At 73.7% G+C, this 13,725-nt stretch carries 8 protein-coding genes; 5 read left to right on the top strand and 3 right to left on the bottom strand.

Going from position 1 to position 13,725, the window contains the following annotated elements; all coding sequences use genetic code 11:
- Positions 1 to 86 precede the first annotated feature (86 nt).
- Positions 87 to 3,725, top strand: coding sequence for a BTAD domain-containing putative transcriptional regulator (locus ACFV6E_RS20525; protein WP_385463348.1), 3,639 nt, complete (start codon positions 87 to 89; stop codon positions 3,723 to 3,725).
- Here the strand turns inward: ACFV6E_RS20525 and ACFV6E_RS20520 are convergent.
- Positions 3,712 to 5,718, bottom strand: a complete 2,007-nt coding sequence (locus ACFV6E_RS20520; protein ID WP_385161187.1) for a sigma-70 family RNA polymerase sigma factor — start codon at positions 5,716 to 5,718, stop codon at positions 3,712 to 3,714. The genes ACFV6E_RS20525 and ACFV6E_RS20520 overlap by 14 nt on opposite strands.
- A 242-nt stretch (positions 5,719 to 5,960) precedes the next feature.
- Positions 5,961 to 6,734 carry a TetR/AcrR family transcriptional regulator gene (locus ACFV6E_RS20515; protein WP_385161185.1) on the bottom strand — a complete coding sequence of 258 codons (774 nt, stop codon included), beginning with the start codon at positions 6,732 to 6,734 and terminating at the stop codon, positions 5,961 to 5,963.
- A 375-nt stretch (positions 6,735 to 7,109) separates the two neighbouring features.
- On the opposite strand from ACFV6E_RS20515, the gene ACFV6E_RS20510 reads away from it, so the two are divergent.
- The 3 genes from ACFV6E_RS20510 to ACFV6E_RS20500 all read left to right on the top strand — a co-directional run bounded on the left by ACFV6E_RS20510 (position 7,110) and on the right by ACFV6E_RS20500 (position 11,260).
- Positions 7,110 to 8,510: an NAD(P)/FAD-dependent oxidoreductase gene (locus tag ACFV6E_RS20510; RefSeq protein WP_385161183.1), complete on the top strand. Its 1,401-nt coding sequence runs from the start codon at positions 7,110 to 7,112 to the stop codon at positions 8,508 to 8,510.
- Between the two features lie 123 nt (positions 8,511 to 8,633).
- Complete coding sequence (locus tag ACFV6E_RS20505; RefSeq protein WP_385161181.1) at positions 8,634 to 10,325, top strand: SpoIIE family protein phosphatase; 1,692 nt, start codon at positions 8,634 to 8,636, stop codon at positions 10,323 to 10,325.
- Between the two features lie 77 nt (positions 10,326 to 10,402).
- Positions 10,403 to 11,260 (top strand): class I SAM-dependent methyltransferase, encoded by an 858-nt coding sequence (locus tag ACFV6E_RS20500; protein ID WP_385463346.1) that lies wholly within the window; start codon positions 10,403 to 10,405, stop codon positions 11,258 to 11,260.
- A 61-nt stretch (positions 11,261 to 11,321) separates the two neighbouring features.
- On the opposite strand, the gene ACFV6E_RS20495 is transcribed toward ACFV6E_RS20500, so the two are convergent.
- Positions 11,322 to 12,593, bottom strand: a complete 1,272-nt coding sequence (locus tag ACFV6E_RS20495; protein ID WP_385161177.1) for an MFS transporter — start codon at positions 12,591 to 12,593, stop codon at positions 11,322 to 11,324.
- A gap of 127 nt (positions 12,594 to 12,720) precedes the next feature.
- On the opposite strand from ACFV6E_RS20495, the gene ACFV6E_RS20490 reads away from it, so the two are divergent.
- Complete coding sequence (locus ACFV6E_RS20490; RefSeq protein WP_385161175.1) at positions 12,721 to 13,275, top strand: MarR family winged helix-turn-helix transcriptional regulator; 555 nt, start codon at positions 12,721 to 12,723, stop codon at positions 13,273 to 13,275.
- The last annotated feature ends 450 nt before the right edge of the window (positions 13,276 to 13,725 follow it).

Raw genomic sequence — 13,725 nt, 5'->3', positions numbered from 1 at the left:
CCCTTCAGCCCTCCCGCCAGGCCCCCGGCCCCCGGCTCACCGGGGAAAGCCGTGCCCCGGTCGGCCGGCCCGGCGAGAATGGGCCGGTGCGGTACGGAATCCTGGGCGTCACCCAGGCGGCGGACGACCTGGGGACCCCCATCACGGTGGGCGGCCCGCGGCTGCGCGCGCTGCTCACCGCACTGGCGCTGCGCGGCGGCCGCACGGCTACCCCGGAAACCCTCATCGACGAGGTGTGGGCGGACGACCCGCCGCAGGACGCCCCCGCGGCCCTCCAGGCACTCGTCGGCCGGCTACGCCGTGCCCTCGGCAGGGACGCGGTCGCCTCCGAGACCGGCGGCTACCGGCTCACCGCCACCCGGGACGACGTGGACCTGTTCGTCTTCGAGCGCCTCGTACGGTCGGGCACCGCCGCACTGGGCCGGGACGACGCGGTGACCGCCGCGGCCGAACTGCGGCAGGCGCTCGCCCTGTGGCGGGGCCCCGCCCTCGCGGACCTGCCCGACCGGGGCGCGGCGGCCCGGCCCGAAGCCCTGCGCATGGAGGCGACGCGCGCCCGCCTCACCGCGGACCTGCGGCTCGGACGCGCCTCCGACGCCGTACCCGAACTGCACGGACTGACCGCCGACCACCCGTACGACGAGCCTCTGCACGCCCTGCTCATCCGCGCGCTGCGCGCCGCGGGCCGGCACGCGGACGCCCTCACCGCGTACGAGACCGTCCGCCGCGCTCTGGCCGACGGCCTGGGCACGGACCCCGGTCCGCAACTGCGTGCCCTGCACCGGGAGATGCTGACGAACGACACGTCGGGGATCTCGCGGGACACGTCGCAGGGGGTCTCGCCGGAGGCCCCACCGGTAGCTGATCACGGGCTTCCGCCCGGTACTGACCCTGGGACAGGGCGCGGCCTCGCATCTGCGCGCGGGCCCGCGCCCAAGCCCCGGCCCGCCTCGGGTTCCGGGTCTGCGCCCGCCTCAGGTGCCGCCTCCGCCCTCGCGGCCGATCCGCACACCCCCATCCCCCGAGCCCCCCGAAATGGCAACATCCGGCGGCGGCTTGACTCGTTCGTGGGGCGGGAACCGGAGATCGACGCCATCCGTTCGGATGTGCAGAGGGCACGTCTGGTCACTCTGACCGGGCCGGGCGGCTCCGGTAAGACCCGCCTCGCCGAGGAAGCCGCCACCGGGCTCCCGCAGGCATGGCTGGCCGAGCTCGCCCCGCTCGACCGGCCGGAGGCGGTGCCGGGCGCGGTGGTCAGCGCGCTCGGCCTGCGCGAGACCGTGCTGATCACCAACGAGATGTCCGCGGCGGTGCTCCAGGACGACCCCCTCGCCCTGCTCGTCGAGTACTGCGCCCCGCGCAGCCTGCTCCTGATCCTTGACAACTGCGAGCACGTCATCGGCGCCGCCGCCGCCCTCGCGGAGACGCTGCTGACCCGCTGCCCAGGGCTCACGATCCTCGCCACCAGCAGGGAACCCCTCGGCGTGCCCGGCGAGTTGGCCCGCCCCGTGGAGCCGCTGCCGCCCAGCGCCGCGCACCGGCTCTTCATGGAGCGTGCCGCCGCCGTGCGCCCCGGCACGGACGCCGTACGGGACCCCGGTGCCGTGGACGAGATCTGCCGCAGGCTCGACGGCCTGCCCCTGGCCATCGAGCTGGCCGCCGCCCGCCTGCGGCTGCTCACCCCCCGGCAGATCGCCGACCGCCTGGACGACCGCTTCCGGCTGCTCACCTCCGGCAGCCGTACGGTGCTGCCCAGGCAGCAGACCCTGAGGGCCGTCGTCGACTGGTCCTGGGACCTGCTGGACGAGCAGGAGCGGACGGTGCTGTGCGAGGCGTCCGTGTTCGCGGGCGGCTGGGACCTCGCCGCCGCCGAGGCCGTGTGCACCGGCCCGGCGGCCGACCTCGTGGGCGCGCTGGTCGACAAGTCCCTGATCGTCGCGACGCCGTACGGGGACACCGGCCGCGACCACGACAGCCACGGTGGCCGAAGCGACCACGGGGACCACGACGGTCACGGCGGCACCAGAGCCACCGGCGGCACCGGTATGCGCTACCGCATGCTGGAGACGATCCACGAGTACGCGGGCGAGCGTGCCGCCCAATCCCCCGGGCTGCGCGCCGCCGCCGAGCTGCGCCACCGCGCGTGGGTCCGCGCGCTCACCGAGGAGGCCGAGCCCCAGCTCCGCTCCGCCGGACAGCTTCCTTGGATCGGCCGCCTGGAGACGGAACTCGACAACATCAGAGCGGCCCTGCACCGGGCGGCCCTCGCGGGCGCCGAGGAGGAGGCCGGCGCCGTGGCCCTGGCCATGGGCTGGTTCTGGTGGCTGCGCAACTTCCGGCTCGAGGGCGCGGAGTGGACGGACTACGTACTGCGTCTGGGCGCGCTGCTGGACACCGACCCGGCGGGGATCGCCGACGGCCGTCTCGAGGACCCGGAGGCCGTCCGGCACTTCACGGCCTTCCTCACCGCCGAGGACGGTGAGCGGGACCATCCGCTGCACGAGATGCGGATGAGCCTGCGGATGCAGCAGGTCTTCCTGCTCTCCGAGACACAGCCGGCGGACGTCCTGCGGGACCGGCTCTCGGCGGCGTACATGCGGCGGGTGTGCGACCACTTCAACAAGGGCGGCCCGCAGGCGGCACGGCTGCCCGGCCTGATCTGGCCGATGGGCGAGTTCTTCCTGGGCGCGTCGGCCGCCCTGCGGGCCGGCCTGGACGCGGCCCTCGCCAACTGCCGTGAGTACGGCGGCGACTGGGAGATCGGCGTCGTCCTGATGTTCCGTACGCACATGATCGTCGACTCGTCGGGCGGGCTGCTAGAGGTGGACGACGACCTGGCGGAACTGCGTACGCTCAGCCGTCGCACCGGTGACCGCTGGATGCGCGCCCAGGTGGCCAGCGCGGCGGGCGAGGCGGCCATGGCGCGCGGCCGGTTCGACGATTCGAAGGGCGAGTACGAGGAGGCGCTCCGGCTCGCCTACGAGGTGGGTGCCTACGCGGAGACCCCGTTCCTCATCGCCCGGCTCGCCGAGCTGGCGTACCGCGCGGGGGACCGGCCCGTCGCCGAGGACCTGCTCGACGAGGCGGCCACCGCCGCCGACCGCCACGGGGTCGTCGACTCCCGCGCGTTCGTGCTGCTGCTCCGGGCCCATCTGGCGCTGGACGACGGGGCGGTGTCCCGCGCGCGCGAGCTGTGCCGGGCGGCGTTCGCCGAGGCCGGCCACGGCACCCCGCCGCCGCAGTTCATCGCGCTGCTGAGACAGGCGGAAGCGATGGTCACGGCCGCCGAGTCGGGCCCCCTGAAGGGCCTCGCCGAGCTGACGGAGGCCGTGCGCGGGGCGGTGGAGACGCACTGTGCGGAGTGGGTGACGGGCTCCCTCGTGGACAACGCGGCCCGCATGCTGGCCGCGGCGGGCGACCACCCGCGCGCGGTCCGCCTGGTCGCCGCATCCGGCCACTGGCGCGGCCGCCACCGCCGCCCGGCCCCGGAGGGCCGCTACGTCGAAGGCATCGAGGCCGAGGCACGCACCCTCCTCGGCGTCCCCCGTTACGAGGCCGAGCGCGCGGCCGGTACGGCCCTCACCCCGGACGACGTCCTGCGGGAACTGGCCGACGCGCTCGCGGAGGCCCCCACCGCGGTCGGGCAAAGCCCCGCCGCGCTCGCGGACGGCCCCGTCGACCGGCACTCCGTGCCCGGCGACGACCCGCCCGTCAGCGGCACTTGAACCGGGAGTCCGCCCAGTCCGCCAGCGTCACACCGTCGAACGGGGTGTGCGGCTCGACCACCAGCCGGACCGTCTCGCGGCCGGTGAGGTCCACATGGACGGGGACCGCCCGGTCACCGCCCCGCACCAGCGGCGACCGCCAGAGTCGCACGCCGTCGGCGTACACCGAGAAGCGCACCCGGCCGATCCCGGCCATCAGGTCGTCGACACCGGCCATCGCGTCGTACGACGTGCAGTCGCGGTTGAGGTCGACGGTGACCGAGGAGTCGCCGTGGACGGTCACCCCGCGCGCGTACCGGACCCCGCCGATCGAGACGCCCCAGCGCTGCCACACCCAGCTGCTCTCGCCGAGCCGCATCTCGGGCTCGGTGCCGTCGCCGAGGAGGCCGTACGTCAGCTCGTTCCACGGGTAGTCGGCCGGTGCGGGCGGCGGCGTGGGAGTCGGCTGCGGCGGTGGGGTGGGCGTCGTCCGGCCGGGCGTCGGCTCCGGTGCCGGCGTGGTCCTGGTCGGCGTCGGTGTCGGCGTCGGTGTCGGTTCCGGTGTCACGGACGGCGTGGGCGAGGGCGTGGGCGTCGGGGACGCTGATGCGGGCGTCGGCGCGGGCGCCTGCTTCGGGGGCGCCGGGGACGGCGTCGGGCTCACCGGTTCGACGGCGTGCGAGGTGGCAGGCGCGGCCTCGGGCTGCTTCTTGTCGTGGGTGGCGTTGCCCGCGAGCGCGAGCGCCACGACCGCGGCGGCCACCGCGACGACGCCCGCCGCGATACCGGCCTTCACCGGCGCGCCGAGCCCTTCCGAGGCCGCCGCCCCGCCACCGCCCGCGCCCGCCCCGCTCCCGGAACCACCGCCCGCCGCCGCACCCGTACCGGCTCCCGCTCCGGCCCCGGCTCCCGCTCCGGCCCCGGCTCCGGCCCCGGCTCCCGCTCCTCCGGAGCCGCCGCCCGCCGCGGACGCCGCGCCCGCGGCACCGGCCGCGCCCGCCCCGGCGCCCCCGGCGACGATCGCGGCGGCCTTCGCATAGCCCGCGGCGCCGAACCAGCCGATGACCGCGACCGGCACGACCGCGGGGATCCCGCCCGCGACCTCCTTGATCTGCCCGGCCGCGAGCCGGCACTTGGCGCACTCCGCCAGGTGGTCGCGCAGCCCGCGCTCGGCCCGGGTCCGCAGCCCGCCGCGGGCGTACGCGCCGAGCCGGTCGGCGTAGCGGGCGCACTCCTCGTCCGCCACGAGCACGGCGCTGACGTGCGCCTGGAGGTACGCCTGCCGCAGGCCCTCGCGGGCCCGGCTGGCGAGCACACGGGTGCCGTTGGCGTCGAGCCCGAACAGCGTGGCGACCTCGCTCGGCGACTCGTCCTCCACCTCGGTGTGCCAGAGCACGGCCTGCCACCGCTCGGGCAGCGACCGGAACGCCCGCATGGCCATGGACTGTTCGGCCTCGTGCATCGCCCGTACGTCCGCGCCCAGGTCGAGGGTGTCGGCGTCGGAGATCTCGGAGCCGCGGACGGCCTGGGCGGCGAACACCGCGAAGTCGTCGACCAGTTGCTCGCGCCTGGCCGACTTCGTCCAGCCGGCGGCGACCCGCCGGACGCTGGTGAGGAGATAGGCGCGTACGGCGTGCTTCGGGCCGCTGCCGCCGCGGACCGCCTGGAGCATCCGGGCGAACACCTCGGCCGTGAGGTCGTCGGCGGTGTGCCCGTCCCGGCAGCAGGTGCGTGCGTAGCGGCGGACGGCCCCCGCGTGCCTGCGGTACAGCTCCTCGTACGCCGTGTCGTCACCCGCGCGCATCCGCCCGATGAGACCGGCGTCCGAGGAAGGCGGCTCGGCGGAAGGCGGCACCCCGCCGTCGTCCCCCTGATCCCCCTGTCCCTGCGGCCCCTGCTGTTTCTGCGGCCCCTGCCGCTCATGTGGCTCGCGCTGCGGCGGGACGCCGGAGCGGGGCCCGCCCGCCTGCGTGCCGCCGTCGCCGAGTGACTCGTCCCGCTCGTCAACGCTCATCGCGGACTGCCCCCACCTGCACCTTCGGACCCGAACACCGGGACAGGCTGCCACAGGGGGCCCGCGGCGGTTCCCCTCGTACGGACCAACCACTCGTCCGTGGGGACTTGCCGCACCGCGGTACTGAAGATCACCCGAACGGGGAAGAAGTATTCGCCCGGTGCGTCCACCGGGGCCCGGACGCGGGTGGCGCAGCACCCGCGTTCAGGAGCGCCGGCCGTCACCGTGCGACGGCCGCCGCACTACAGCGGGCGGGACCTCAGTCCCTCCAGCAGGATGTCCAGCAGCCGGGCCGAGGCCGCGGCCTGCTGTGCGGCGTCCGGCAGCGAGGGCGCGGCCGTGGCTATCACGAGCAGCACGTCCGCCACCGTCACGTCCGACCGCAGCTCGCCCGCCGCGCGGGCCCGCTCCACGAGCTGGCCCACGACGTCGAGCAGCGCCGCGGCACCGGCGTCGTCACCGGCCACCGTGGCGGCCCGGTCCACGAGGCGCAGTTCGGAACCGGGCCCGGACCGCTGCTGCGGCACCCGGGCGCCGTCCACGACAGCACCGTCCGCCGCGTCCTCGGCCACATGCACCCGCAGGATGTGCGGCGGCAGCAGCCGCCCCGCTCCCGAGGCCACCGAGGTCCGCAGGAAGCGCGAGAGCGCCGACCACGGCTCGTCCTCCTGGCCGAGCGCCGAACGCGCCTGGTCCGTCAGCCGCGAAGTCTCCTCCTCGGCGATCCGCCGGACCAGGACGTCCTTGCTCGGGAAGCGCCGGTACACCGTGCCGACGCCCACCCGGGCGCGGCGTGCGACGTCCTCCATCGGCGCGCCGTACCCCAGCTCGCCGAAGACCTCGCGCGCCGCGCGCAGTACGTGCTCGAGATTGCGCTGTGCGTCCACGCGCAGCGGGGTGGTACGCGAGACCGGCCCTTCGCCCGGACCGCGTCCGTTGCCCCCCGCCGCTCCGACCGCGCCGCCCGGTGGTGCGACAGCGGACGCGGAAGACCAATGAGAGTCCTGAATATGCATGAGCTTTCCCCCGGTAATGACGTCTCCCCCCGGAGACTCTCCCCGCCATTGGAAGCCGAGGTGTGTGGAAGGAGCGTGTTGCCCGAGCCGCTCGAGCGGACCCGTCGAGCCTCCCCCTACACCCCGTCGTCACACGAACATAGTTGAGCGGGGGTCAATTCAGAAGGGGCAGGTTCCGCACGGAGCGCCCCCCGATCGGGGCACGGGTCGGTTACGTCCCGATTGCGCCCCCTCGGGCCACCTTGCGCACACCCGCTGACCTGCGTGTGTTTCGCGCACTCCGGTAAATCGGCCAACCCTGGGCGACCATGGCGCCCGGTCACACAAATTGCCGGGGCTGTGGACAAACTCAGGAGTCGGGTGCGTCATGGACGGGTGACGGCTGCGATCAATGAGGGGACGACCCCTGAACCCGGGAAGAGCGTACGCATTCTCGTCGTCGGTGGCGGCTACGTGGGGCTGTATACGGCCCTCCGCCTTCAGCGAAAGCTCAAACCCGAGCTGAAGCGGGGGGAGGTGGAGATCGTGGTGATTTCCCCCGACGCCTATATGACGTACCAGCCGTTCCTTCCGGAGGCCGCCGCGGGATCCATCTCGCCGCGGCACGTCGTCGTACCGCTGCGCCGGGTCCTCGACCGGTGCACGGTGATCGTCGGCGAGGTCACGGCCGTCGACCACGCGGGGCGGACCGCGACCTGCACCACCCTCGTCGCCGAGGAGGAGGGCGCGGCGCCGCGCTCCGTCCGCTACGACGAGATCGTCCTCGCCCCCGGCTCCGTCTCCCGGACCCTGCCGGTCCCCGGACTCGCCGAGCACGGCATCGGCTTCAAGACCGTCGAGGAGGCCATCGGCCTGCGCAACCACGTCCTTGAGCAGATGGACATCGCCTCCTCCACCCGGGACCCCGCCATCCGCGACGCGGCCCTCACCTTCGTCTTCGTGGGCGGCGGCTACGCCGGCGTCGAGGCGCTCGCCGAACTGGAGGACATGGCCCGCTACGCCTCGCGCTACTACCACAACGTCGCACCCGAGGACATGAAGTGGATCCTCGTGGAGGCCACCGGGCGCATCCTGCCGGAGGTCGGTGAGGAGATGGGCACGTACACCGTCACCGAACTGCGGCGGCGCAACATCGACGTCCGCCTGGAGACACGGCTGGAATCGTGCGCGGACCGGGTCGCCGTACTGAGTGACGGCGCCCGCTTCCCCACTCGCACGGTCGTGTGGACCGCCGGCGTCAAACCGCACCCGGTCCTGGCCGCCACCGACCTGCCGCGCGACGAACGCGGACGGCTGAAGTGCACCGCCCGGTTGACGGTCGACGGCACCACGCACGCGTGGGGCGCGGGTGACGCGGCGGCCGTGCCCGACGTGACGGCCGAGAAGCCGGGGACACAGACCGCGCCCAACGCCCAGCACGCGGTGCGCCAGGCCAGGGTCCTCGGCGACAACATCGCCCACTCCCTGCGCGGCGAGGACCTTCAGACGTACGAGCACGCGTACGTGGGTTCGGTGGCCTCCCTCGGCCTGCACAAGGGTGTCGCACACGTCTACGGACGCCGGCTCAAGGGCTACCCTGCTTGGTTGATGCACCGCGCGTACCACCTGAGCCGGGTGCCGACCTTCAACCGCAAGGTCCGCGTGCTCGCCGAATGGACCCTTTCCGGACTCTTCAAGAGGGAGATCGTGTCACTCGGTTCACTCGAACACCCCCGGGCCGAGTTCGAACTCGCGGCCGGGGGAAAGCCTCCTCAGGACCCGAAGGGGTCGTCCTGACCGGAAGCAGGAACTCCCGCGGACAGACCGGCGTCTGACGGATGTCGGTCCGGTCGGCCAGACTGGTCCCCGACTTTGGGCGGGCCCACCGCTCGCTCTTCGAACCCACGAGGCTTTTCCCAAGTGAACTTCACGCGCTGGAGCGCCCGAATTCCCGGAACGCAGCGCCGCGCCGCCGCGCGGGCCGACCACCCGGCCACCCCGGACCGGCGCGGGGAAGGGACGGTACCCCCGGCCCGGGCCGAGCCGCCGGCCGACGATCCGCAGGCCGCGCCCGCGGTCGACGAACTGCCGGTGCGGGAGGTCCTCGACCGCGTCCCGGCCCTCGTCGCCCTGCTGCACGGCCCCGACCACCGCATCGCGTACGTCAACGGCGCGTACGTGACGGCCTTCGGCGCCCGCCCCGTCGGCGAGCCCGCCCGGACGGCCCTGCCCGAGCTGGACGGACTAGGCCTGCTGCCGCTCCTCGACCAGGTGCTGCGCAGCGCCAAGCCGCGCACGCTCAAGTCCCGCAAGGCCCCCGACGGCCGCTCCTACACGTTCACCTGCACCCCCGTCGACGCCCCGGCCACCGGGGACTGCGCCGACGGCAAGGACGGCGCGGACGGCAGGAACGGCGGCGTCCTGGTCTTCGCCACCGACGTCACCGACCACGCCGAGGCGGCCGAGCGGCTGCGCGCCAGTGAGCGCAGACAGCGCGAGACCGCCGTCACCCTCCAGCGCTCCCTGCTCCCGCAGGAGCTCGAGCAGCCCGACGACCTGCGCATCGCGGCCACCTACCTGCCCGGCGGCACGGAGGCCGCCGTCGGCGGCGACTGGTACGACGTCATCACCCTCGGCGGCGGCCGCACCGCCCTCGTCATCGGCGACGTCATGGGCCGCGGGGTCCGCGCGGCGGCCGTCATGGGCCAGCTCCGCACGGCCGTCCGCGCCTACGCCAGACTCGACCTGCCGCCGCACGAAATCCTCCAGCTCCTCGACGGCCTCGCCACGGAGATCGACGCCAACCAGATCGCCACCTGCGTGTACGCCATCCACGACCCGAACGAGGGCCGGCTGATGTACGCCTCGGCGGGCCACCTGCCGATCCTCGTCCGCGACGAGAGCGGCACCGTGCTCCGCGCCGACGAACCGACCGGACCCCCGCTCGGCACCGGCGGCTGGATGCACGCCTCCGGCTCGATCCCGCTGAGCCCCGGCTCCACCGCGGTCCTCTACACGGACGGCCTGGTCGAGCGCCGCGACGAGGACCTCGACGTCGGCATCGCCGCCCTGGAGCGCGCCCTCGCCGGCGCCACCGGCACCCCGCAGGTGGTCTGCGACCGCCTGGTGCGCGCCGCCGGGGTCACCGCCGACCACGACGACGACGTGGCCGTCCTCGTCCTCCAGCACCCGGCCCGTACGGGACCGGACAGCGAGCTCTTCCGCAACGCCGCCCTGGAGCTGCTCGGCGGCGTGGAAGCGGCCCCGCGCGCGCGTGCCTTCGCCTCCGGCGTGCTGACCAGCTGGCGCTTCCCCCGGGAACTGCACGACCTGGGCGTCCTCGCCGCCAGCGAGCTCGTGGCGAACTCCCTCCAGCACGGCACCCCGCCGATGCGCCTCCGGCTGCGCCGCACCGACCGCCGCCTGATCATCGAGGTCACCGACGGCGACGACCACCTGCCGCGCCGCCGCAGAGCCGAGCCCGCCGACGAGGCGGGCCGGGGCATCGCGATCGTCGCCACGATCGCCTCCGGCTGGGGCTCCAGACGCACCCCTGGCGGCGGCAAGGCGGTCTGGTGCGAGTTCGCCCTGCCGGGCGCCGCGCGGACCTGACGGGCTGCGCGTGGCGGCGTACACGGCCGCCGCCGGGTGTCTGGCCGCTTCCGGCCGCCGGTGCTAGTAGCTCACCCATGGCAGACGCGAAAGCAGACGCGGGCGGGAACGCAGACGCGGGCGAGAACCGGCCGGGCTTCCAGCTCGCCGGCGGCGCCCCCGAGCGCTACGAGCGGTACGTCGAGCCGATCATGGCGCCCTTCGTGACGGCGGTCGTGGACGCCGCCGGGCTCTTCCCCGGGGCAAGGGTCCTCGACCTGGCCTGCGGTACGGGTTTCGCGGCCCGCGCCGCCGCCCTGCGGGCCGGTCCCACCGGCCGGGTCGCGGGCGCCGACGTCAACGAGGGCATGCTCCGGGTGGCCGCGACCCACATGCCCGGCACGCACCCCGGCATCGAGTTCACCCTCGCCCCCGCCGACGCGCTCCCGTACCCGGACGCCGCCTTCGACGCGGTGATCTGCCAGCAGGGCGCCCAGTTCTTCCCCGACCTGCACGCGGCGCTGGCGGAGACCGCCCGGGTCACCCGCCCCGGCGGCCGCTTCGCCGCCACCGTCTGGACCCCCAAGGAGCGCTCCCCGTACTTCGCCGCCCAGTACGAGGCCGTCGAGGAGTACGGCGGCCCGGAGGCGGCCGCGAACCACGCCCGCGCCTTCGCGTGCGCCCCGGACCACCTCTCGGACGCCGTCCGCGCCGCCGGCTTCCACGACGTGACAGCCCACGACACGACCTTCGGCATCACCCTGCCGCCCCTCACGGTCTACGCCTCCGCCCAGCTCTCGGCCCTCCCATGGGGGCAGGCCGTCGTCGACGCGGGCGGCCCCGAGGCCCTCGCCGCGGCGGGCCGGCTGGTCTGCGACCGGCTCACCCACCACACGGCCGCCGACGGCACGGCGACCCTCCCGTTCACGGCCACGCTGGTCGCCGGCGTCCGCTGAAACGCGCGCGTGGCCGCCACCGAAGTGACGACCACGCGCGCGTGCACACCTTTTTCGCCGGTCAGGCGCTCACTCCCATCGGCTCCGCCGGGGCACCGCCCTGCGCCACCACCCGGCTCTGCGCCAGCGACGGCTGGTTCTGCACCGGCGTGAGCCGCCGCCCCAGGCGTACGGCCAGAACCGTGATCCCCAGGGAGAACAACAGGAACGTCAGGATGTACGGCGCGTTCAACGACGCCCCCATGGGACCCCCGATAGCGGGCCCGACCGCCAGCGCGAGCTGCTTCACCAGCGCGAAGGCCGAGTTGTACTGCCCCGCCATCCCCGTCGGCGCCAGATCGGCCACCAGCGGCGCGAGCGTCGGCGACAGCATCGCCTCCCCGAGCCCGAAGAGCGCGTACGTGGAGATGAACGCGGCCGTCGCCATGGTCTGGCTGCCGTGCCCGAGCCCCGCGTAACCGGCGACCGCCCAGGCGAAGGCCCAGAGCAGCCCGACCGCCGCGATGACGCGCGTCCGCTTGCGCCGCTCGACGAACCGCAGCACCGCGAACTGCGCGACCACGATCATCGCCGTGTTCGCCGCGAGCGCCGTGCCGAGCGCGGAGGTCGAGATACCGGCCGCCTCGACGCCGTAGGCGCTCAGACCCGACTCGAACTGCCCGTAGCAGGCGAAGAACAGCACGAAGCCCAGTACGCAGAGCTGCACCATGGCCCGGTTGCCGAGGAGCTGGCGGTAGCTGCCGCCCGTGCCCTGCGGCGCGTCCCCGACCCGCGGCGCGTGCGGCGTCCGTACGGTCGCCATGATCACGGCCAGCAGCAGGAACATCGCCGCCTCGATGGCGAACAGCAGCGTGAACGAGCCCGCGCGCGTGGTGTCGACGAGATGGCCGCCGATCAGACCACCCACGCCCAGGCCGAGGTTTTGCAGGAAGAACTGCATCGCGAAGGCGCGCGACCGCGTCTCCGCCGACGAGCAGTCCACGATCATCGTCGCCAGCGCCGGCTGCATCACGGCCTGCCCGGCCCCGAGCACCGCCGCCGACAGCAGTACGGCCGCGGCACTGCCCGCGAGCCCCAGGCTCAGCGCCCCGAGCGCGGCGGCGACCAGGGCGACGACGAGGACCGGCCGCGGGCCGCGCCGGACGATGGCCCGCCCGGCGAACGGCAGCACGACGAGCGCGGCCACGGCGAAGACGGCGAGTACGAGACCCGCCGTCATGGCCCCGAGACCCCGCACCTGCGCCACATAGACGTACAGATACGGAACCGTGAAGCCGAGCCCGAACGCGCTCAGTGCGTTGCCCACATGGATCCGGCGCATCGCTGCGCCCATCGCCCTGGTCACTTTCACCTGCCTTGGTAGTGCTGTTAGCTCTGAACAGTTAGAAGCTAAAGTTCGAAGTTGAACAGTACACCTCGAAGGACTTCAACGCCAAGTAAGGGCGTGCCATACTGCGGCCATGGGTGACACCCCCGGCGTCGGCCTCAGCGAGCCGACCCTCGAAGAACAGATCGCGGCCTACCAGCGCGAGTTCCGGGACCTCGATCCCCAGGTCGAGAAGATCGTCTCGGCGCTCGGCCGGCTGAACCGCCGGATGAACGTCGCCTACGGCCGCCAGACCGCCACCCTCGGCATCAGCAACGCCGAGTGGGAGGTCCTCAAGGCGCTCGTCCTCTCCGGCGCGCCCTACCGCCTGGGCCCGAGCGACCTGGCCAAGAGGCTGGGCCTCACCCCGGCCGCCATGACCCACCGCATCGACCGCATGGTCACGGAGGGCCTGGTCACCAGGGAACGGGACGAGTCCAACCGGGTACGCGTCATCGTCGAGCTGACCGCCGAGGGCCGCGAGAAGTGGCTGGAGGCGATGCGTCTCGCCACGGTCTTCGAGGAGGACCTGCTCCAGGACCTCTCCCCGGAGGAGCGCGGTGTCCTCGGCGAGGTCCTCACCCGCCTCCTGCGCAGGGTGGAGGACCAGCAGCCGGACGCGGGCGGCCGGCTCAGCGACCTCGACTGAAAAGTTCTTGACAGAGGCCCTTGACACCAGGATGCCCGGTCCGTAAGGTTCTTCGAGTTGCCACGGGGCCGTAACGGTTCTGCGACAGCACCTTCCGCCGCTGAAGCGGCACCCAAACCACCAGCACGATCTCCCGTAAGGGTCGGATTTTGGCGCGCCCGAATTCGATTCGATGTGGGCACTCGGCACCTCCGATTAGGAAGCACCGAGAAGATCCGCTAAAGTCTGGGACGTCGGAACGGCCCAACAGCCGGAAAGACAAAACCCGCTGACTGGGAATCAGGCCCGAAAGGATCTGATAGAGTCGGAACCGCCGGAAAGGAAACCGCGAGAGCGGAAACCTGGAAAGCGCCGAGGAAATCGGAACCGGAAACGGTCTGATAGAGTCGGAAACGCAAGACCGAAGGGAAAAGCCCGGAGGAAAGCCCGAGACAGTAACTCGGGTGAGTA

The sequence above is a fragment of the Streptomyces sp. NPDC059785 genome (genome assembly GCF_042732375.1).
Taxonomy (GTDB): domain Bacteria; phylum Actinomycetota; class Actinomycetes; order Streptomycetales; family Streptomycetaceae; genus Streptomyces.
Note: the sequence above shows the minus strand (reverse complement) of the source record. Positions and strands in the feature narration are given on the sequence as shown.

Bases quoted from the DNA above. Each gene is read 5' to 3' on its own strand.
- ACFV6E_RS20490 (WP_385161175.1), top strand. From the start codon at position 12,721: ATGGGTGACACCCCCGGCGTCGGCCTCAGCGAGCCGACCCTCGAAGAA.
- ACFV6E_RS20515 (WP_385161185.1), bottom strand. From the start codon at position 6,734: ATGCATATTCAGGACTCTCATTGGTCTTCCGCGTCCGCTGTCGCACCA.
- ACFV6E_RS20495 (WP_385161177.1), bottom strand. From the start codon at position 12,593: ATGGGCGCAGCGATGCGCCGGATCCATGTGGGCAACGCACTGAGCGCG.
- ACFV6E_RS20500 (WP_385463346.1), top strand. From the start codon at position 10,403: ATGGCAGACGCGAAAGCAGACGCGGGCGGGAACGCAGACGCGGGCGAG.
- ACFV6E_RS20520 (WP_385161187.1), bottom strand. From the start codon at position 5,718: ATGAGCGTTGACGAGCGGGACGAGTCACTCGGCGACGGCGGCACGCAG.